A 19,177-nucleotide genomic window follows, 5' to 3' on the forward strand; every position below is an offset into this window, starting at 1 on the left:
CCTTTCTTTTTTCTTGTAAAAAAAGAAAGGGCGTATTAGATGAATGGCGACAATAAAAACAAGGGCACAAGTGAGTTGGAGAAGCTTTTAGGCAAAACAAAAACAAACGGAAATGATAAAAACTTTGCATCAGCAAATATTGCTGGTAATATGGGGAAAAACAAGGGACAAGACAATAAGAAACAACATCAAAAGAGTAAAGATGTCAGTGGATTAGAAAAACTTTTGGGGAAAGATGAAAGAAAAGGTGTTGATTTAAGAAGCTCAACATTGCAAATCCCTGTTCCTAAAAGAAGTGAGGGGGATATAGTATATGACAAAAACACGCCAGATCTCTCCCACTTAAAGCACAATGGCGAAATTATAGAAGTGGAAATAAAAAAATTAATTCCTAACCAGAAACAAATGAGGGCTGGATATGAGAATGGATTTTTCTCTAAAGAAGCAAGGGAAATTATTGAGCGAGATTCTTCAATCAAAGAACTTGCAACGAGCATTAAGGCAAATGGTTTATTACAACCCATTGCTGTATACAGCTTAGGACATGAAGCACAAGTGCTTTATGGACACAGAAGGGTATTAGCTCATATTCTCTTAGGGGAAACTAAAATTAAGGCAATACCCATCTCTTTAAATGGGATTGCAAACACAGACAAGGATTTTTTAATCAAAAATATAAGTGAAAACCTTGTAAGAGAGAAATTGTCACCTATGGAAATGGCTCGTGTATTTAATGTCTTGCTGGAGCATTATTATCTCAAAGACATACAGGAAAAGCTTGGCATTTCTATTTCGCGCATATCGGAGATTTCCGGGCTTATAAAACTACACCCAGACATACAAAAACATATAGACACACAAAAAGAGCCAAAACTCAATACGATTCTACTTATTACCCTATCAAAAAAGACAAAACCCCCTTCAGCTCAAACTATTCAATGCCTTTGTAAATGGGGAAATGAGCGAAAAAAAGGTTATAGAACACGCCCAAATCACAAGCACAAGAGCTAAAAAGAAAAAGGTTTCTTACTTTTGTAAAAATATCCAATTTGGGAATAAAGCTGTGGCTGAAACTATAGAAAAAAACAAAGAAGAATTTGCTAATAGATTTGATATTTTTTTAAAAGAATTTCTAGCTGAAAAAGGATTTTATATTAAACCTGAAATAGCCAAAAAAATTGACGAGCCAAAACAAGAAACACAACAGGAAAATACGCAAGAGGCTACGCTGTTTTCTGATGAAAACAAACAGGAATAACTCCTAAAATACTGCTCCTATAGTCAAACTTACAGGAGCTCCACCTTGCTGTGTGATTCTAGCATATCTATCATCTTTAAATTTTTCGCTCGTATAAGCAATATTCCCACTCTCATATCAAAATATTTGTAATTAAAGCCCACAAACACTCTAGCATCATCAATTAATCCGCCCTTATTATAGCCCCACCGATATAAGTAGTCCAATTATTATTGATGTGATAATTAAATTTAGCTATAAAAGGGAATTTAAAGGTTGTATAAATCCTTCTGAAGTATAAGGCTTGCCCTGATAGTCATAGTTTAATTTGCTCCAATCAAATAAATCCCACACATTGCTTAAATCCCCTGTCATCATCGCATCTTTAACTTTTGCAAAAAACTCTGGCGTTAATAGGCTTTCTACATAGGCTAAATCCGCTGGATCTGGCTCTGTCTTTTTTGCCATTATGAGAGAATTTAGCACTCTGTGTGCCTACACCAGCCCCAAGCTCAAAGCTAAAATGTCGTGTTGGGCGAACTAGGAAGCCAAACACTCAATCAAGACCTGAAACCTCCGAATTGTGATAATTGATTTTTTTGTTGTTATAGGTGCTAAAGTTTATATCATAGCCTACGCCAAATCTAAACTCAAACCTCTTGAATGGCTGAATATAATCAGGCTTTACCTTTTGTGAAACATAATCATATTCTAAATCATCTGCGAATATAGGGCTTACAAATAACAATCCTACAAATAATAGGCTTTTTTTCAGCATAGATTCTCCTATTTTTTTGTTTTTGACAATATACCTAAAATATGATTGTGTTTTCAAGTGGAGCGCACAAGCCTTTTTAGGACTTGGCGTGAATGGAGGATTAGAGGATTAATCCTCTTCTTCTTATGTTTTTTTGTTCTTTTGTGGTGTTGTTAACCTTATCAAGCACAGAATCAAGTCCATTTAGGAACTTTTGATACTGCTCTTCAGACATATTTTTAACCTTATCAATGATGTCCTGCGTGCTTTTGTTATTGATAGCTTCTTCTAGCTCCTCAGCCTTTGGAGAATATTCTGTATTTCTCTCTACATTTGTTGCAACTATGCCATCTTCACAGGCTTGTGGTTGTGGTGCTCCAAATGCCACTCCAAAAGTGGCTATTAAAAGAAGAGGTAATGCTTTCCTTTTCATACTCGCTCCTTAATATTAATATACAAACACCATACCGACACTATAAAAGCTGTTTGCATCAATCATTGCTTTTTGAGTGGTAATTTTGTTGCCTGAAATAGCTGGAGCATCAAGTTTCATACCGCCACTTAATCCATAACTTACACGAAGTGTCCAATGATCGTCAATGGTGCAATACCAAGATACACTTCTGTCTTTCCAAAGTCTGTAGAATACTCATAACTTACACCTGCAAGAAAGCGAGAGTGTCTTCTATACTTATCAGCCCAGCCCACTTCAAGAGCAAAGGGGAAATAAGCTGAGTGTCCTGCTTCACTATATGCGTAACCTACACCTGTAAGGGCACGAAATTCTAAATTTGGGTGGAATTGTCTTTTACTGATACCTCCACGAAAGCCAGCTTACATAATAAAAGTCCCTTCGTTCCCTTGAACTCCATCAAAGTCCATTAAGGTTACCAAAGGCAAATCCACTTGTGCTGGAATACCCCAGCCACCTTCTTTTTCAATCCAACGGCGATGATCTATTTTCTTTTTTAGCTCATCAAGGTTTTTAGCGGCTTCACGATGAAACTTTCTCTCTTCTGCGCTATCAAGTTGCAAGGCAGCTTGAAAATGAGATTCTTTATTCTCATTTATTCTGCTACGCAATTTTAATCCAATCTTGTTTGCTCATATTCACAGCTTCTTCTTCATCAACCTTAAATGTATTTTTAGATTGTTGAGTGTTTTTCTGCTCATCAGCTAATCCAAAATTAGCCAAAACAGCCATACTGATACCCGCAATGAAAAGTAATTTTTTCTACAAAAGCTCCTTTTGTAGTATAAAATTGTGGTTGTTAGCCCAAGGGATCCAAAAGAGCAACTTTTTTTGTCGCACCTTTGCAACTCTTTTGATATTTTTTTGCACTGCAAATCGTGGAATACATTGATTATGATAAATAATACTTGACAAAAAAAGAAGCAGATTTGCTTAATTAAGTTTCTAACTGCAATTATATATCAATACTCCACGATATTATAAATATATTTCTAGATTCCTAAGATACGAGATATTTCTTCTCGCATACTCATATCGTTTGTTGCACTCTCATACAAGGAAAAGCTACCTTCGTTTTGTTTTTTTTGTCCCCACAGCTGTCCCAGCTAATATCTCTTAATAATGCCTTCTCTATATGCAAGAAACATTAATGCCTTAGCCACTGCATCGTATGGTTTTCTAGCAGTTTTGCAAAAACTAAAATTGCCTACTTCTGCTTGTGGTTCAAGTGAAAATGTCTAGTGGCTCTTATCGCCAAAGCCATTAATCCAAATACCATCATTTGCAACACACTCTTTCAAGAGCTCTTCGTTAAGCTCAGATACACCAAAAGATGTTTCGCCATCGCCACTAGCAAGTTCAATACCTCTGTCAAAACCAAGTCTGCAGATTTCTCTTGCTTTTTCAACAAATTCATCGCTGAATCTATCTTGCTTTTTGTTTTGAGTCCAATAGTTTGTATAACCCATTTTTGCGCTCCTTTGTGTTGTTTTGTATGGGCGTATTATATGGGTTTTGAACGGTATTTTCAAATGAGATTTTAGCTATCAAAGGAATAGATATAAAAGAGCATTTTCTTCTTTGATAGGAATCCTGTCTATTTTTTCATAAGCCTATTATAATTCTCTACAAGCTCATTTTCATTCCTTTCTTTAAGAGACTGCAGAGCTTCTTTCTCTTTAGTTTGGGCTTCAAATTTGACTTTTTTCCTTTGCAAGAAGCTTGTTGGCACAAATAAGGCTAATCACCTTTTGTGCCATTTGTTAGAAACGGCTTCAAATGAGAATCTAAAACTATTTTTTTCGCAAAACCTTTGGCTTGTATTCTTCTTTGATGGGGCAGTTCCTAAATTCATAAGGACCATACACATACCTTTCATTTAGATTCCAGCTAGAAATATCTTGATTAAATGATGTAGCACCATCAAATAGATAATTTGTAGCTTGCACTCTGCCAACATCCCACTTGTCTAGAGGTTTGTTGAAACTTTTGACATCTTTAAATAAAAATCTTAAATCATTCACATTGCTGACATCCCAAGAATTAATATCTTGGTTAAATGAAATAGCACCTTCAAACATACCTTTTATACTATATGTATGATATGAAGTTTTTATAAGCTCTTTTTCAAAGAATTGCCATCTATCTAATGGCTGATTGAAATTTACTGCGTTTTTAAACATACTTGTCCTGAATATTGCATTGCGGACATCCCACTCATTTAGTGGCTGATTGAATGATTTGGCTTTCTCGAACATACTTGCCATATTTTCTACACTACTGACATCCCACCTGCTGATGTCTTGGTTGAATGAATGAGTACCAGCAAACATATAGGACATTTTCTTTACATTGCCTACATTCCACTCTGAAATGTCGGCATTAAACGATTTGGCTCCCTGAAACATACAGGACATATCAGTCACATTACGAACATCCCAGCCATTTAACGACTTGATTAAATGAATCTGCGTCAAGCAACATATTAGACATTTCAAACACATTAGATACATCCCAGCTGGAAATATCTTGATTAAAATGTTTTGCTCCACTAAATGCGCCAACCATATAGGTCACATTAGAGGTATCCCAAGTTTCAATTCCACTAAAATCTTTTCTAGTTGAATTTTGGAATAAAAGCCCAAAGCTACCAACATTAGAAGTATCAATATCTCCTAAGTTTATTTTCTCATTGCGAACGAGTTCTTTTAGCTCAAACACATTTGTTGGTTTGTGTTTCATTGCCTACTCCTTTTTTTATATGCCCGTATTATAGGGATTTTATGTCTATATTTCAATCAAGCAAATCTTGGCTTTTTTGAGCGTGTTGAATCCACTCACAAACTTGCCGAATAGCCTCTTTTTTGTCAATCCCAAAATCTTTAGCAACAATAGCGCCTTCTGAAACTTGAGATCCAAAGTCAATTTTTAGTCCATTTTCGGTGAAGCCTATCACTTCGCCTTGTATTGCCTCCGCAAAATATGTCTTGCCATTTTTTCCTAGTGTTTCAATTATGCTGAATTTTAGCATTCCGCCAAAGAGAGAGGTTACAATCACTTCTTTTGGATTGAAGTCTTCTTGCTTTAGCAATCCTTCCTCTAAGCGTTGGTTGATTTTTTGTTGTAGTATTTCCATTTGCATTCCTTTTCTTTCTTATGCAAACATTTCTAGGAGTATGTTTCTTAGCTTCTCTTGCTCACTATTTTTAGGTAGCGTAACTATTATTGATTTGGACACCAAAATCACAACAACTAAAAAATTAACATATCCGCTTCCATACATAAATAGAATTTACTATGGATATGCGCAATCAGTAGAATCAAGGAGATACTCATGCTGTCAAGACTTCAATTAATCATTACATTAGCTTTATTGCCTATTTGGCTTATTGCTGCAAACACTAACACAGCTCCACAAAACCAAAATCAAAAGCCACAAGGGCAAGGACAGCAACAGCAAACAAGATACTATTGTCCCATAAGCAAGGAATAAGGAATATAAAAACGGTAATGGCAAGTTAGAATCTATTCCTTCATTCACAAATGAAAAAACTTGCGAAACTCAATGCCTTTCACAAGGGCAATGTATGTTTGTTGGGGCTCAAAGTCAAGGAATAGTTATTGCCAAAGTCGCAGATGGGAAAAAGCTTGATTTGGCTAAGATAAACAAAGAATTAGCTAGTATCAAAAAAAATAACAGGTATTAAAATTGTTGTCTCCAATGTTGAAGCTTTATCTGTTAGCGATTTAAATGGCATAAGTGTAAAAGAGCTATTTGTGCCTGTAAAACAAAGTGATATTAAAAAAGAAGGTATTAAGGCTAATGTTTCAGGCAATAATTTAACCCTTACCGATCTTGGAGATGGTAGCAAAATAATTGAGATTACAAGCTCAAAACTTACCAAAAACACAGAAAATGGACATATACAGCAGAACACCTTACTCGCAAAAAGAAAGTGCCTATGACACAAGATGAAATTAATAAGCTTACACCACAACAGAGATTACAATATGAAGAAGCTTATCAAAAAGCACTAGAAGCCTACAATTCTGGAAAAAGTACATATAAACCAATAGGTGCATTTGTCAAAGATGATGGAGATGAGCAATATACCCTTATTACTGCAGAGAATGGAAAGTTAAGTGAACAAGCAGGTTGGATTCCATTAGCACCACTTGCAGGTGTAAATCATAATGCTTCGCAAGTAAGCCTTGAAACAGAAGTAATGGATGTTGATGGATCAACAAAAAAAGAAACTATTACTATTCCACTTGATGGAAGTGGGCAGGGTGAGTATTTATTTACTGTGGATGGAACAACAAAAAATGCTATTCAGGTAGGATGGGATTCTATTGTTTTTAATAGTAGTGTCAAAGACCCTAAAGATTTAAGCAATATCACATATAGCGTTGAAAAGATTGCAGACAACATAACTGGCAATAGAGTGAGTGGAGAGTTTGAAGTTGAAATTTCAAGTGAATCCACTGGCAATAGATATATGTGTCAAGGCAATGATAAAATTACAGGATATCTTGGCAAAAATGCCTTTAGTGATGAAAAGGCTTGCACTACTCAATGTAAGCTTACAAATGCTTGTGTTACAATCAATCAAGGCGGAAATAGTAATAATGGTTGTCAAGTGCTAAGTTCCAAGCTGCTTAACCCGATAACAGATGTAAATGGCAAGACTATTTATTTAAATAAAAAAGTGACTGAGAAATATACCGTTATAGTCGATAAGCAAATAGGCTGTAGGCAATATTCAACACAAACTTCAGAAACACCAGATATAGAAAAACTTTTGGGTGGAATCCCAAAAGTCCAAACAAATAAGCAAAACCACGACTTCTCACAAGCCACAGAAGCTTTGGGGCAAATGGGGCTTATGGAGGCATCAACACATATCTTTGGAGCAGAAGCTAGCTATTGCGATAAGGGACAATTTTTGCCAACCGCAATGGATTTGATTTCTATGGCCATAAAATATGCGAGTATGGGTTATTCTGCAGGATCTACTGGGGTAATGAATGATGCAATGAGTGCTGGAGGGAAAGCTTTTGCAAATGGAACTGGAAATATTGCTTCAAAAGCTACACAAGCAGCTGCGGCAGCCTTTAAAGTAGGGTTTAAGAAATTTGCTAGCAATATTGCCAAAAAAACCACTGAAGAAGCAATTAAACAAGCACTCAAGCAGGTTGCAACACAAGTGGCTGTTAAAGTTGCCGGAGAAATATTAAAACAATATTGCGATAATAAAGGGATAAAAGGAATATACGACAAGAAAGAAAAACAAAGACAATCTGCTTGGACAACAGGTTCTACAGATGGAATTTTAAGTAACGAAGAGCTTGATGGAGCGACAGATGAAGAAGATAAAATTGCTATGGATTATGCAAATTGTATGAGTGGTCGCTTTGGGCTAACCTATGAAGCTGTTTTAGCTTGGCAAATGGGAACAAGAGAAGTGAATGAGCTTCATTATCCATTTAAAGTGCCTATGATGATTAATGGCAATGAGCTTGGTATATTGAGATTGGTTATGGAAAATGAAAATGCAGCTGCTGCTGATATAGACAAGTATTTTTATGCGAGATATAATGTTGAGGAATCTGGGAAAATAGATGACAAAACAGTTTATGCCTTATACGCTTTGAACGGACAAGATGCACTGATAGCAGCTGAAACAATTTGTGGTAGAGAAAAAACAGTCAATATTATTAGGCAAAAATATGGCAAAAGGTTCTTAGATCCAAAGCTTGCAAACCCAACAATAGAGAGCGAATCTCCAAAAGAAGAATAGCTTAAAGAGGAATTGCCCGGTTTAACTGAAGATAGCAATGACCCATCTAACAAAATAGATCCTGTAGATGTTGCTGTTCAGGCTGCTGAAATGATAGCTTCCGCTATTCCTACACCATATAATTTATTGCAAATGCCATTATTGACACTCTAAAACAGCTTCAAGAAAATAGGGATACTTGCACCGATATGAAATTTGCAGAGAGAAGGGCACAAAAAACACCTACAGAAGGACAAGAATATATCAGGACAAACAAACGAATTTCGCTTGGACTTTGCACACATGTTTCTAGCGAAGATATAGAAAAGGTGGGAAAGATAGTTTTGAGAAAGCGCAAACACCATTGTTGCTACGATCAAATAACAACCAGCATCTTTGCAGAAGGGATGATGGCTCAACTTGGCAAAAAGATTTCCCAAGGTAATTGTGCCCCACTAGGCATTGATGATCTTAACAAGGTTTCATTCAAATCTTGCAAGGCAGGACAAAAACCAAAGAAAGACAACTGCTTCCCAGCTGACAAGTTCCAAGAGCTCACTAACGCCTATATGTCTGGAGCTCACATAGGTATAGATGAGGCTGTAAGCGGCATTGTTAATGGCGTATTCCAGCTTGATGAATCGCAATAAAAAGGATTTTTATGACTGAAACAGAAATTAAAAAAGCTAAACCAAAAGAGAGGGACTACTTCTTAAATGATAGGGATGGATTGCGCTTAAGGGTATCTCCTACGGGTTCAAAAACATTTTAAATGCAATACTCTTTTGGGGATAAAAGAAAGCTTATTACTATTGGGCAATATCCATCTGTTTCCTTGGAGCAGACAAGAGAGAATGCTATTGGATACAAAAAACTTATTCTGGCAGAAGCTGATCCACAAGAAAATAAAAAGCTAGACAAAGCAGCCAAAATAAAAATGAAAGAGGGACAACTGCACCTAGTGGTAGAAGCATGGCTCAAATTCAAAGAAAAGCAAGTTACCTATTCCACACTCAAAAGAGATAGACGAATGATGGAGCAACACCTTTTGCCGAATTTTTCAAAATATGAATCTGATAGAAAAATTGTAAGCTCCACACACATTGAGGATATTGCACATTCAGACATTACGCATATTATCGCAAAGATTCAAGACTATAGGGTAGAGCTTGCTAGAAGACTTTTTGCCCATTGTCTTAGTATATGGCAATTTGCCCTTGGTCGCGGATACACAGAAACAAATTGCCTATTCAAAATTGACACAAAACAACTTCTTTTGCCTAAAGTAACAAATCACTATGAAAAGATTACAGATGAAGCAACGCTAGGAGAACTTTTGAGGGCTATTAATGGGTATATTCATTCTTCTATTATACGATCGGCATTAAAGTTTGTAAGCATTATTCCTTTAAGGGCTGAAAACCTTGCCACACTTAAATGGAGTTATGTTGATTTTGAGAAAAAGATACTCACCATTCCAAGAAGCGAGATGAAAGTCAAAAAGAAATCATTCCCGGATTTTTCTCTTCCTTTGCCTACACAAGCTATTGAGATTCTAAAGGAAATTAAAAAAAATACAGGTTGGGGTGTTTGGATATTCCACGGACACAATAAAATACATAAACCGATGGTGTCAGAGAGTGCTAATAAAGCTTTGCGTTCTATGGGTTTTGCAGATGCCAAAAGAGGCAGGAAGCAAACACTTCACTCTTTTAGGGGAACTTTTAGAAGCCTTTGTGATACACACCAAGACAAACATAACGCATCATTTGAGATTAAAGAGGCTGTGCTATATCATAGAATAGGTAATAATGTTACACAAGCCTATCTACATAAAGCTTATTATGTTGAGCAGATGAGACCACTTTTGCAATGGTGGGCTGATTACTTAGATGAGCTTAAAGAGCGCTAGGCGAGAGAAATATTTTCTCCTTTGACAGCAAACTCTATTTAAAAATCATTGTCTTGCATAAACTTAATATAGAGGAATAGCCATACAGTCACTAAAAGAATCTTTGCTGGTATCATTTTTAAAGGGGGTAAGAATATCCAGCATCTTTTTCAGTTCTTCTTTTGCAATACCAAAAACATCAGCTAATCTACAAAATATCACCCTTAAAGAAAAGTTCAAAATCATCATAATTTGGCAATATTGTAGAACAAAGCGTTTTTTGGAGTTCTCTTCTGGCAATCTCGCTTTGATTGATTTTGTCGATAACGCCAAGACAATAGCCTAAGCCCAAGCCATATCCTCTTGTGCTTTAGCTACATCTTTGCCAAACTCAACAATATCAAAATTATCGTGTTTAATAAGACTCAGTCCATCAGCTACAAAGGTTTTGTTGTGTTCTAGCGTATCTAGTAAGCTCTTTAACGCATACATAGCGTATTTAACATTGAAGTCTCCACGGCTCTGGGCTGTTTTATTACATGGTCTATCTCGTTTCTTATATCTCCCCACGCTTCTTTTTCCATAGTGTTTAGGTGCTTTGCGATACTTAAAAACAATAATGTAGAACTTTCTATAAGCCTGTTACATATTGCTTCGTAAGATTCTTTATGGTTTCTGTATTCGTATGTTTGCACTATATTAGAAAACACTTCGCCTAAATGGAGCGGATTTCCAGCAAAGAGAGCTGCCACCGCCAATGAAACTACGCTCTTTTTCATTTTTTTGTTCCTTTTTCACAGTTGTCTTATTCTTTTTATTCTTTTTTTTGAATTTACACATACTGAAACATACCATATCTCATAGAGACACATTATTACAATAACACAAAAAAAAATGTTATTGTAATATTTACCGCTCATACTCATCTCTCATCATAAATAATCTGCAAAAGTGATACTAGATTCACATTTTCAAGCAGATTATAATTTTGAGAGATGATGGGGAAGTTTGCTTCAATTTATATATTTAAGCTTTATTTAATATAAAATTAACCTATAATACAATTAATTATAGGTTAATTTTATATTAAGGTTTTAAATGTCAAAAACACAAATTCAAATCGCTCAAAATATTCTCAATCATTGCTATTGAGGCAATACAAATATGACTGCGGAATTTATTGTTGAAAATATTAAAAATAAAGAGTTTGCAAAGCGTATTTTTTCTGCAATTTTTCAAAGCTCTCAAGCAATGATAGAGGATTTAAGGATTATAAAAGAGGAATGGGTAAGGGAATTTATTGTAGAGCAAAATCAAAAATTGGGTTATTTTAAGTGATTTTATTTAGAGCCTAGACTTGATAGACTTATTCAATACTATGGGACAACAAATGCGGGAAAGAGAAGAGAAATATATACGATTGTATAAAACTCAAGATTCAATTATTGATTTAGTTGTCAAAGAAAATTTGAGATTTTATCTCACAGGTGGAACGGCTTTGCAGAGATTTTATTTTGACTCTTATAGGTATTCTGATGATTTGGATTTTTTTCTTATGGATAATGGAACAAGCAACGCAAATTCTAAAGAATTTCAAAAATTTATAGACATCTTTATTTTAAGGGAATGTAGAATTCGTATCAAGTCGTATCGTGTGAGCAAACATAGATAAATATAACATAATATATATATACAAGTATATAATATTATATACTTATATATATTATAATAGAATATAATATCCTTATCTATGTTTTCTTATAAGCTCTGTCTTTTTAGCTTCGTTAAATTCATTACTTATTTCAAATTCTGCAATTTTTGATTTTTTACCTGTAAGCAAATGTGTTAAGTCGTGTTGTTCGCCTATATCTGTTACATCAAAATTTAGCACACAAGTAGAGAGCCAAGATAGCTGTTTATTAAGTTTTCTAACTAATTTTGTTATTTCTCTTTCATTCATAGGTTCTTTAGAAATATAACCTGAATATTGCCTATGCTCAAAACCATTTTCAATCATAAATATTTTGATTTGACTATAAGCTTCCGCAGTGCTATTAAAATGCTTTTTAAGTTCATTTGTAGATAAATCAAAGTTTAGGGCTTTACGATTCTTCATTGCCAAACGCCCATATCATCGCCAATAAGAGTCTCGTTCCCCTCTTTTTCACTTATCCAATCCCATTCTTTAACATTCAAAGTGAACCATTTGCAATCAATAAGATTGTTATATACAAATATGCCTAAACACGCCAAGTCTTTATCATTGCCTTTGCAATGATAGGTGTGTTTATCTATCTTTATAAGTCCAGATTCTTTAGCCAATTCATCAATAATCTCATACATTCTATCTAAGTCGTATTTGTTTTCTTTTAGAATCTTTTCTTCATCTAATACAATTCTAGTGCCTAATAATGAGCGTCTTTGTGTGTGTTGTGTAGATACAGCTGTCATTTGAAACTCCTTTGATGTAAGAGATTTTTATCATTATAACATTTATTTGATATATATAATATAAGATAGATAAATATAGCAAAGTATATAATATTATATGTTCTACTATAATATTATATATTATCTATGCCTTTTAATATGTTTTTTTCTTGTGTTTTCTTTACAAGATTTTTATGTGCCTGTTGTGCTTCAGTGATAGACAATCCTTTTGTATCAATTCCTAGAATCTCATCATAAAAGTCTAAAAGTTTCCGCAGAGCTTCACGCTCTTTTTCTTTCATAGCTCCATATTTGCGTGGCTCTATGCGTTCTCTTTTGCTGATGCGTTTGTCTTGTCCCCACTCCATTTGTAGAATCTCGGCAACTTCGGTTTGGATTTGTCGCAGAGCTTTAGGTTTTTGCAATTCTGCACGAAATAAGCTCTTGCCACTTTCTTTATCAAGCGTTATAAACTCCAAATGGGCGTGATGATTGATAACTTTCTCTCCATTATCATCAATATGCCCTTCATCTCTATGTATGGCGATTTGGTAGCATTGGAATCCATACTTAGTTTCAAAATGCTTTGCAAGTCCTTCTAAATCTTGCATTGTGGTATCAGGCTTGATATTGCAAACTGCACTACTCCACTCGTAACTTTTAGCTTTGAAATTTGGAGTCCGTTTTTTTTGGGGGGGGGGGGGTTTGTGCGATTATAGGCTTCTATGGCATTTTGTATTAACTCTTGTTTGATTTTTAGGGCTTCATAGCCTTTGCGATTGTAGGATAATTCCGTTCCTATTGCATAATTAGGGCGTATATTTGCGTTATGGAATACTTGAAAATCTTTTGACTTTTTAAAATTTATGCTTGAAATATGGCTCATACCTAATCCTTATATGTTTTGTCTTCATAACAAGAATATTGTGTTTCATACATTAATAACAACTCCCTTTTCAGTTATAAAATATCGTGTTTCATAAGATTATATTCATACTCCAGCCAAAGTGCAAAGCCATTTTTATAATATACGGAGCTAGATTTTGTTAATTCTAATGCAGAATTAATGCCACAGAATTTTGTTTTATTTGACATCTATTCTTTGTATGTATCAAGATTTAGTGTTTTCTTAATGTCTTCTGTCTTAAAGTAAATTTCATCATCTACTATTGCAATAAGTATATTATATGCTCCATAATTGATATTTTTATATTCTTTCTTAAAACTTTTCATTTTTTTTCCTTATGCAAAAAACAAAAGCTTATATTTCGCACAAATCCATAGAGTTAATAAAAAGCTTAAAAGTCCAAAGAGATTAAAAATCATTCCAATTTTAAATCCACCTTGCTGATTTTTTGAAACTTTTTTGGTTAAAAGTTCTCTTTTTGTTTCTTCAATCATTTCTTGTTGCAGGGCTTTAAAATCAGATTCTAATAGTGTTTTCAAGAATTTTTCATAATTACTACTTTCTTGTTCTTCACTAATTTCTGCTAAGGCAAAGCTCATATTTGCAGTATTATCAATATGTCGTTTAAGATTTTCATTCATAGTATTGAGATTATTTGTGTTCTTTGTTTTTAGAATCTTAATGTGCTGTGCATTAACAAGTGTGTCTTCCTTAAGCTCTTTGACTTCCTTTTGTAAATCAAGTGTGAGTTTTGTTAAGTCGCTATTAAGTTTTTCTATTTTGTCTTTATATTCTTGTTCCATTTTAAACTCCTTGTTTGATTTTAATCATCTTCTTTTCTTTATTTTTGCAATGTGAGATTGATTATTTTCATTCTCATCTTGCAAATTGTCATAATATTCTTTTACAAGTGGATTTTTAAATTCCATTCTTTCGTTAAGTCTTGTTTCCTTAGCTAGTTTTTGATTTAACAACAGGTTCTATTTTAATGCGTTCAATTCTTAATCCGTAAGGATTAATATCGCTTGATTTGTTTAGGTCAAAACTTCCCTCACTGATAATTTTAAAATTACCATTTTGTTGTTTGTAATTATTTTCGCTAAGAATATAACTTTGTGCTACAACTTTAATGATAATTTCAGTGCTAAATTTATTGCCTGTATATTCGTATTTTTCTACACTATAATCTTTGATGGCAATATATTCAGGCAGTTTGTCTTGTGCGGTAACAGAGATTAACCATTGAACATAAGCTCTTAAATCTCCAACTGCCACTTGATTAATTTTAATGCCCTTTTCTTCATCTTCTTTATAATCCATAAAATTTGTAAGAATATTTCTAATTTGTGGAACATTATCCATTACTTCCCCATAATCTTTAAATTGTGGGGCTTGAAAATTATTCGTTAGTTGCGAACGAGACACAATAAGATTATTGACATAAGTGCTTATGGCAAATTGTTTTAAATATTCGGCTTTTAATGGCTCTTTTGTTACTTTAATTGCTCTTCCATCGCTTGTTGTTAAAACAACTTTTGAGTTGTTTTCTAAGACTACTTGCTCTAAATCATTCATTTTTGTGCTGATATGATTTAGCTCATACGCAAAAATCAGTATAGCAATACCTAAGAATGAAGCGATATATTTCCAATTTTTCCCAAAAAATTGTTCGCAGTGAAAATTGAGCGATTCTTTATGTGGGTCTTTTTCTACTGCATTTTTTTTAAGTTTTTCATTTTGCTTTTTATTTTTGTCTTTAGATTTTTCTTCAACATTATTTTTGTTAGTTATTGCTTCATTTTGTATAGTCTCTTCTTGTGGAGAGATGGTAGCTATTTCTTTGTTTTCAATTTCATTCATTTTTTACCCTTTTAATTGCTATTTACAATGCGATTAGCTTCTTCTCTCACTTTTTTCTCATCAAATGTTTGGGATAAAATTACCTCTTTATCAATAAGTAATTTTGCGAGGTTATATTTTCTCTCCCACTTTTCTTCAATTTGTGAAATTAATGCTACTTCTTGTGCTTGTTGTCTTCTTATTTGTGCGATAGCTCCAGGTTGCAAGTCTTTTCTTAAAAGTTTGACATAATCTTGTGTAGGAATTGCAATTTTTTATAATCACTTATAGCCAATGCGTTGCCTATTTCTGCAATTTTTGCATTGTTGTAATCACTTTTAAGTTGATTTGATAATTTTTTCATATCTTCTTTATTGTTTTTACTCAATTTTGCACGAGCTAAAGAAGCACTTTGGCTCGGATTAGCATTTTTGATAATAGTTCTATAGTTTTTAATGCCATCGTCTATGCCTTTACGATAATCATTCATACTGCTTGGTGCTTTAATATCTTCCATATTGATTGATTTTATATCTGTTTTAGCTCCATAACTTTTTGTATAATCCATAAACAATTCTAGCTCTTTCATCTTTCCATCTTTAAGCATTTTGCTTATGGTGCTATCATCTTTCAAAAGATTGTTAATATCCCATTTAGAATCAAAATCTGCCACAGATATTCCACTTGCAAATTTTGCATTATAATCAGTAGTTTTTTCTCCATTTTGAAGCACAGCCCATTCAGTAAAGTTATTTGCTTGTCTGCTTACATAGTCTTTAAATTCTTTTTGTTTGGCTTCACACAGACTTTGGAATCCACTTATGCCTTTATTCATAGTGCCACTTCCTCCGACAAGAGAGCATATATTAACTTTAATTTCATCAAGTTTTGAAGCCATAGCATATACATCAGTTGTATCTATACCTAAGTCTATATCAAGTTTTAAATCAGTTTCATAACAAGCGTTTATGAAATTTAAGGAATTGCTAAAAATATTTGAAAATTGAGAGTCTAGTTTTCCTAGAACAGAATCTAAAACTCCTCCTAAAGCTCCATCTACAATATTTCCTATATTTCCTCCCCCTATAATGTCTCCCAATCCACGAGTGTTACTTGCTTGTTGGCTTATTGCTTGATTGTTTTGTGGGGTTTGTGCTTGTTGATTTTGATATTGCTTTTCAAGAGCTTCCCTTGCTTCCCTATTTGCCTGTTCTTGCAATTCTTTTGCTTTTAGCTCCATTATCTTTTGTTGAGCTTTTTCTTGTTGTTCTTTAGCAAGTTCGGCTTGAGATTTTATCTCCATTCCAAATAAACTAAAAGCATTAGCATTGTTTAATCCTATTAATGCAACAATGAAAGTTGCTAGAAGTGTTTTTTGTTTCATCATTTTCTCCTTAATGTTGATTTTTGAGATTGAGTTTCTACTCTTTGTGTAGTATCTTGTGTTTGTGTATTCTCTTGTGTGTTGTCTTTATTTATATCTTTATCTATATCACTTGCTTTTGGCATAGCATTGAGTGTTTTTTGATTTTCTTTGGCCAGAGATATTTGTTCTTCTAATGAGAGATTAGAAATAGAATCTTGTGTAATAAAATGTGTATGAGAAGTATTTTGATTAGGAATCATATATGTTTCTTCATCATTGTTGGGAGATTGTGGTATAATGGTGTGGTTAGCGGAAGTGCGAAAATCGGAGTCGTTAAATAACGGAGGCGGAGCTGACTTTGTCCGCCCATTTTCGCTATATCTTACCCTTTGATTTGATTCTGTTCTTGAATGAGCTGTTAGCAATCTATTGATTTCCTTATTGTCTTTAACATATTCTCTGCTTCCATATAGTAAAATATTTTCATCATTTGCTTTAACTTTCCAAGTATAGTCTTTATGTTCCGTAATTGTATTCCGCTTCCACATTCTTAGCCACTTTAGGATAAGAGAGCATTTCTTCTGTGGTTACCATTCCCCTTAATGCAGGATTATTAAGGTGTTTGTGGATTTCTTTTTCCATAAACTCTCTATCTACAACCACATTTCCCACATTGCTTCTTACAAGTGCTAGGCTTATCATTCTCTAGCACTTTATACATCTTGCTACTTTCTTTTTTAGAATCTCTATCCCACGCAATATCTTTGAGATTTTGCAATGTTTTCTTTGTAGAATCTAAACTTAGTTGTAAATTTCTTATGCTTTTTTGTATATCTTCTAATTGAGATTCTAAAATTGCAATTTCTTATTGTCTATCCTATCTACCGCTTTGTTTTTGTTGTCTAGTGTTTTATCTTATAAATCTCGCGGTAAATCTTGCGGCGGCAGGTCGCAAAGTCCAAAATCAGTAAGACCAAAATTAAAATAGTAACATTCAGCAATTTGGGCTACCTTTTCTTTAAGCAACATTTTAAAGTTGTAAAAAAGATAATCATCATTCATAAGATGATACAGCGAAAACAATAAAAGTTTTTTATCCATACTCATAGAAGAAGGACTCAAAGATTCTAGCTCTCTCCTAAAATCACTAGATAAAATATCATTAACTTTTAGCAGTGTATTGCCCAACAAATTGCACTTATCTTCAAATGTTTTATTCTTAATCTCGCTCATTGTTAGCCCCTTTTTGTTTTTGAGATTCAATCAATCCTTTGCCTTTTTCAAGTCCTTTGTTTGTCAGCTCACTTGTTTTTTCTTTAACCTTATCTAGCATTCTGCTTTTTTTCAATGGCTTCTTTTGCTTCAATGCCCTTTTCTTTCAATTTAGAAAACGCAGAGCCAAATGAAAAGCCATTTGTTGTTTGCTTTTGATTTTCATCAGCATAACTTTTAAAGTCATTTAGGGCATTAAAATTCTGCTTTGACTCAACCACACTCTGTGAAGTGTTACTATCGCCATCTTGTGTCTCTAGCTCTGCCATTATTCGTATCCAATTGGCTTCAATCTCACTAATTTTAGTCCCTTCTTAAACTTCTATATGCTAGAATATGACAAGTCTATACCCGTTTTTATACTCGGTTTTAGTCCCTTCTTAAACTTCTATATGCTAGAATATAGAGATGAAAAAGCAAAAAACTGCCACAGTTTTAGTCCCTTCTTAAACTTCTATATGCTAGAATTGGTATAATATAAAGGGTGTAGCGAAATACTGTTTTAGTCCCTTCTTAAACTTCTATATGCTAGAATTTTACGCAGTTACGATGATAATGGGTATCTGTTTTAGTCCCTTCTTAAACTTCTATATGCTAGAATTGGAATACTCGCTATAGAGATGAGGATCTTGTTTTAGTCCCTTCTTAAACTTCTATATGCTAGAATATGACAAGTCTATACCCGTTTTTATACTCGGTTTTAGTCCCTTCTTAAACTTCTATATGCTAGAATATAGAGATGAAAAAGCAAAAAACTGCCACAGTTTTAGTCCCTTCTTAAACTTCTATATGCTAGAATTCTAGCACAATTTAACAAGTTTAACCGCAAGTTTTAGTCCCTTCTTAAACTTCTATATGCTAGAATTAAAGGCTTTGCCAATGAAATGCTAAAGAAGTTTTAGTCCCTTCTTAAACTTCTATATGCTAGAATACACTTGATTTAGAAACTTTAAAAGATGACGTTTTAGTCCCTTCTTAAACTTCTATATGCTAGAATAGCGTCCATTCCGTCTTCCAATCTTTGCTTGTTTTAGTCCCTTCTTAAACTTCTATATGCTAGAATAAGAGCATTTTACAAGCAATATTATGTAGAGTTTTAGTCCCTTCTTAAACTTCTATATGCTAGAATCTAAATCACTTCTTGCCTACGAGATTCTTCGTTTTAGTCCCTTCTTAAACTTCTATATGCTAGAATCTAAATCACTTCTTGCCTACGAGATTCTTCG

35 protein-coding genes, 1 pseudogene and 1 CRISPR repeat array (1 of these 37 only partly in view) are annotated in these 19,177 nt (G+C 33.9%); of the genes and pseudogenes, 10 read left to right on the forward strand and 26 right to left on the reverse strand.

Features of this window, described 5'->3' with window-relative positions; translation table 11 throughout:
• Positions 1-39: 39 nt before the first annotated feature.
• Together HCN_RS06640 and HCN_RS12005 are read left to right on the forward strand one after the other, a co-directional pair.
• Complete coding sequence (locus HCN_RS06640; RefSeq protein ID WP_014666970.1) at positions 40-1,011, forward strand: ParB/RepB/Spo0J family partition protein; 972 nt, start codon at positions 40-42, stop codon at positions 1,009-1,011.
• A complete protein-coding gene (locus HCN_RS12005; RefSeq protein WP_014666971.1) occupies positions 959-1,258 on the forward strand; it encodes a hypothetical protein in 300 nt (99 codons plus the stop codon). The genes HCN_RS06640 and HCN_RS12005 overlap by 53 nt, the downstream gene beginning before the upstream one ends.
• A gap of 234 nt (positions 1,259-1,492) precedes the next feature.
• On the opposite strand, the gene HCN_RS06645 is transcribed toward HCN_RS12005, so the two are convergent.
• The 10 genes from HCN_RS06645 to HCN_RS06680 form a co-directional block, all read right to left on the reverse strand.
• Positions 1,493-1,723, reverse strand: coding sequence for a hypothetical protein (locus HCN_RS06645; RefSeq protein WP_231998053.1), 231 nt, complete (start codon positions 1,721-1,723; stop codon positions 1,493-1,495).
• A 70-nt stretch (positions 1,724-1,793) separates the two neighbouring features.
• Entirely contained in the window at positions 1,794-2,015 is a 222-nt protein-coding gene (locus HCN_RS06650; RefSeq protein WP_014666973.1) for a hypothetical protein, read from the reverse strand.
• A 100-nt stretch (positions 2,016-2,115) separates the two neighbouring features.
• Positions 2,116-2,427 (reverse strand): hypothetical protein, encoded by a 312-nt coding sequence (locus HCN_RS06655; protein WP_014666974.1) that lies wholly within the window; start codon positions 2,425-2,427, stop codon positions 2,116-2,118.
• A gap of 401 nt (positions 2,428-2,828) precedes the next feature.
• Positions 2,829-3,077, reverse strand: a complete 249-nt coding sequence (locus tag HCN_RS06660) for a hypothetical protein (protein WP_014666975.1) — start codon at positions 3,075-3,077, stop codon at positions 2,829-2,831.
• The gene (locus HCN_RS12390; protein WP_014666976.1) at positions 3,070-3,198 is read right to left on the reverse strand and encodes a hypothetical protein; all 129 of its coding nucleotides are present in this window, start codon (positions 3,196-3,198) and stop codon (positions 3,070-3,072) included. The genes HCN_RS06660 and HCN_RS12390 overlap by 8 nt, the downstream gene beginning before the upstream one ends.
• A 506-nt stretch (positions 3,199-3,704) precedes the next feature.
• The gene (locus HCN_RS06665; RefSeq protein ID WP_002957427.1) at positions 3,705-3,935 is read right to left on the reverse strand and encodes a hypothetical protein; all 231 of its coding nucleotides are present in this window, start codon (positions 3,933-3,935) and stop codon (positions 3,705-3,707) included.
• A 128-nt stretch (positions 3,936-4,063) separates the two neighbouring features.
• On the reverse strand, positions 4,064-4,198 hold the full coding sequence (locus tag HCN_RS12395) for a hypothetical protein (protein WP_267891775.1): 135 nt from the start codon (positions 4,196-4,198) through the stop codon (positions 4,064-4,066).
• Between the two features lie 61 nt (positions 4,199-4,259).
• Positions 4,260-4,883, reverse strand: coding sequence for a BspA family leucine-rich repeat surface protein (locus HCN_RS06670; RefSeq protein ID WP_230197952.1), 624 nt, complete (start codon positions 4,881-4,883; stop codon positions 4,260-4,262).
• Positions 4,884-4,893: 10 nt separating this feature from the next.
• Entirely contained in the window at positions 4,894-5,208 is a 315-nt protein-coding gene (locus tag HCN_RS12010) for a BspA family leucine-rich repeat surface protein (RefSeq protein ID WP_014666978.1), read from the reverse strand.
• 52 nt (positions 5,209-5,260) lie between these two features.
• On the reverse strand, positions 5,261-5,602 hold the full coding sequence (locus HCN_RS06680; protein WP_014666979.1) for a hypothetical protein: 342 nt from the start codon (positions 5,600-5,602) through the stop codon (positions 5,261-5,263).
• Between the two features lie 198 nt (positions 5,603-5,800).
• On the opposite strand from HCN_RS06680, the gene HCN_RS11645 reads away from it, so the two are divergent.
• The 6 genes and pseudogenes from HCN_RS11645 to HCN_RS06700 all read left to right on the forward strand — a co-directional run bounded on the left by HCN_RS11645 (position 5,801) and on the right by HCN_RS06700 (position 10,158).
• Positions 5,801-5,959, forward strand: a complete 159-nt coding sequence (locus HCN_RS11645) for a hypothetical protein (RefSeq protein WP_014666980.1) — start codon at positions 5,801-5,803, stop codon at positions 5,957-5,959.
• A 284-nt stretch (positions 5,960-6,243) separates the two neighbouring features.
• Positions 6,244-6,432, forward strand: coding sequence for a hypothetical protein (locus tag HCN_RS12015; protein ID WP_014666982.1), 189 nt, complete (start codon positions 6,244-6,246; stop codon positions 6,430-6,432).
• The gene (locus HCN_RS06690) at positions 6,429-8,267 is read left to right on the forward strand and encodes a hypothetical protein (RefSeq protein WP_014666983.1); all 1,839 of its coding nucleotides are present in this window, start codon (positions 6,429-6,431) and stop codon (positions 8,265-8,267) included. The genes HCN_RS12015 and HCN_RS06690 overlap by 4 nt, the downstream gene beginning before the upstream one ends.
• A 188-nt stretch (positions 8,268-8,455) precedes the next feature.
• Positions 8,456-8,896, forward strand: a complete 441-nt coding sequence (locus tag HCN_RS06695; RefSeq protein WP_002957420.1) for a hypothetical protein — start codon at positions 8,456-8,458, stop codon at positions 8,894-8,896.
• An 11-nt stretch (positions 8,897-8,907) separates the two neighbouring features.
• A pseudogene (locus tag HCN_RS12495) lies at positions 8,908-9,099 on the forward strand (Arm DNA-binding domain-containing protein); the annotation flags it as partial.
• A gap of 180 nt (positions 9,100-9,279) precedes the next feature.
• Entirely contained in the window at positions 9,280-10,158 is an 879-nt protein-coding gene (locus HCN_RS06700; protein WP_331838532.1) for a tyrosine-type recombinase/integrase, read from the forward strand.
• A gap of 63 nt (positions 10,159-10,221) precedes the next feature.
• On the opposite strand, the gene HCN_RS11020 is transcribed toward HCN_RS06700, so the two are convergent.
• The 3 genes from HCN_RS11020 to HCN_RS06710 are packed head-to-tail and all read right to left on the reverse strand — an operon-like array spanning position 10,222 to position 10,916.
• On the reverse strand, positions 10,222-10,470 hold the full coding sequence (locus HCN_RS11020) for a hypothetical protein (RefSeq protein ID WP_014666986.1): 249 nt from the start codon (positions 10,468-10,470) through the stop codon (positions 10,222-10,224).
• 9 nt (positions 10,471-10,479) lie between these two features.
• A complete protein-coding gene (locus tag HCN_RS06705) occupies positions 10,480-10,629 on the reverse strand; it encodes a hypothetical protein (protein WP_231996501.1) in 150 nt (49 codons plus the stop codon).
• Positions 10,617-10,916, reverse strand: a complete 300-nt coding sequence (locus HCN_RS06710) for a hypothetical protein (protein WP_014666988.1) — start codon at positions 10,914-10,916, stop codon at positions 10,617-10,619. Before HCN_RS06710 ends, HCN_RS06705 begins: the two co-directional genes overlap by 13 nt.
• Before the next feature lie 385 nt (positions 10,917-11,301).
• Between HCN_RS06710 and HCN_RS06715 the strand changes: the two genes are divergently transcribed.
• Complete coding sequence (locus tag HCN_RS06715) at positions 11,302-11,475, forward strand: hypothetical protein (protein ID WP_014666989.1); 174 nt, start codon at positions 11,302-11,304, stop codon at positions 11,473-11,475.
• 52 nt (positions 11,476-11,527) lie between these two features.
• Complete coding sequence (locus HCN_RS06720; protein ID WP_014666990.1) at positions 11,528-11,809, forward strand: nucleotidyl transferase AbiEii/AbiGii toxin family protein; 282 nt, start codon at positions 11,528-11,530, stop codon at positions 11,807-11,809.
• A gap of 72 nt (positions 11,810-11,881) precedes the next feature.
• On the opposite strand, the gene vapD is transcribed toward HCN_RS06720, so the two are convergent.
• From vapD to HCN_RS06770, 13 genes are all read right to left on the reverse strand, one after another.
• Positions 11,882-12,253: a VapD family protein gene (vapD, locus tag HCN_RS06725; protein WP_014666991.1), complete on the reverse strand. Its 372-nt coding sequence runs from the start codon at positions 12,251-12,253 to the stop codon at positions 11,882-11,884.
• Entirely contained in the window at positions 12,250-12,588 is a 339-nt protein-coding gene (locus HCN_RS06730; protein WP_014666992.1) for a hypothetical protein, read from the reverse strand. The genes vapD and HCN_RS06730 overlap by 4 nt, the downstream gene beginning before the upstream one ends.
• Positions 12,589-12,701: 113 nt before the next feature.
• On the reverse strand, positions 12,702-13,178 hold the full coding sequence (locus tag HCN_RS06735; protein WP_014666993.1) for a hypothetical protein: 477 nt from the start codon (positions 13,176-13,178) through the stop codon (positions 12,702-12,704).
• Complete coding sequence (locus HCN_RS06740; RefSeq protein ID WP_014666994.1) at positions 13,166-13,453, reverse strand: hypothetical protein; 288 nt, start codon at positions 13,451-13,453, stop codon at positions 13,166-13,168. The genes HCN_RS06735 and HCN_RS06740 overlap by 13 nt, the downstream gene beginning before the upstream one ends.
• 74 nt (positions 13,454-13,527) lie before the next feature.
• A complete protein-coding gene (locus tag HCN_RS12400; protein ID WP_268257962.1) occupies positions 13,528-13,662 on the reverse strand; it encodes a hypothetical protein in 135 nt (44 codons plus the stop codon).
• Positions 13,663-13,800 carry a hypothetical protein gene (locus HCN_RS11650; protein WP_014666995.1) on the reverse strand — a complete coding sequence of 46 codons (138 nt, stop codon included), beginning with the start codon at positions 13,798-13,800 and terminating at the stop codon, positions 13,663-13,665. It abuts the gene before it with no gap.
• Positions 13,801-13,809: 9 nt separating this feature from the next.
• Complete coding sequence (locus HCN_RS06745; RefSeq protein ID WP_014666996.1) at positions 13,810-14,277, reverse strand: hypothetical protein; 468 nt, start codon at positions 14,275-14,277, stop codon at positions 13,810-13,812.
• Positions 14,278-14,425: 148 nt separating this feature from the next.
• The gene (locus tag HCN_RS06750; protein ID WP_014666998.1) at positions 14,426-15,334 is read right to left on the reverse strand and encodes a hypothetical protein; all 909 of its coding nucleotides are present in this window, start codon (positions 15,332-15,334) and stop codon (positions 14,426-14,428) included.
• 214 nt (positions 15,335-15,548) lie between these two features.
• Positions 15,549-16,697, reverse strand: coding sequence for a hypothetical protein (locus tag HCN_RS06755; RefSeq protein ID WP_014667000.1), 1,149 nt, complete (start codon positions 16,695-16,697; stop codon positions 15,549-15,551).
• Positions 16,697-17,227 (reverse strand): hypothetical protein, encoded by a 531-nt coding sequence (locus HCN_RS06760; protein ID WP_014667001.1) that lies wholly within the window; start codon positions 17,225-17,227, stop codon positions 16,697-16,699. Before HCN_RS06760 ends, HCN_RS06755 begins: the two co-directional genes overlap by 1 nt.
• A complete protein-coding gene (locus HCN_RS12020; RefSeq protein ID WP_231996504.1) occupies positions 17,196-17,381 on the reverse strand; it encodes a hypothetical protein in 186 nt (61 codons plus the stop codon). The genes HCN_RS06760 and HCN_RS12020 overlap by 32 nt, the downstream gene beginning before the upstream one ends.
• Positions 17,382-17,594: 213 nt before the next feature.
• The gene (locus tag HCN_RS06765) at positions 17,595-17,912 is read right to left on the reverse strand and encodes a hypothetical protein (RefSeq protein WP_014667003.1); all 318 of its coding nucleotides are present in this window, start codon (positions 17,910-17,912) and stop codon (positions 17,595-17,597) included.
• An 89-nt stretch (positions 17,913-18,001) separates the two neighbouring features.
• A complete protein-coding gene (locus tag HCN_RS06770; protein ID WP_014667004.1) occupies positions 18,002-18,220 on the reverse strand; it encodes a hypothetical protein in 219 nt (72 codons plus the stop codon).
• Between the two features lie 31 nt (positions 18,221-18,251).
• Positions 18,252-19,177: a CRISPR direct-repeat array (repeat unit 36 nt; unit sequence GTTTTAGTCCCTTCTTAAACTTCTATATGCTAGAAT); it runs 101 nt beyond the window's last position.

It is taken from the genome of Helicobacter cinaedi PAGU611 (genome assembly GCF_000284635.1).
Taxonomy (GTDB): Bacteria; Campylobacterota; Campylobacteria; order Campylobacterales; family Helicobacteraceae; genus Helicobacter_C; species Helicobacter_C cinaedi.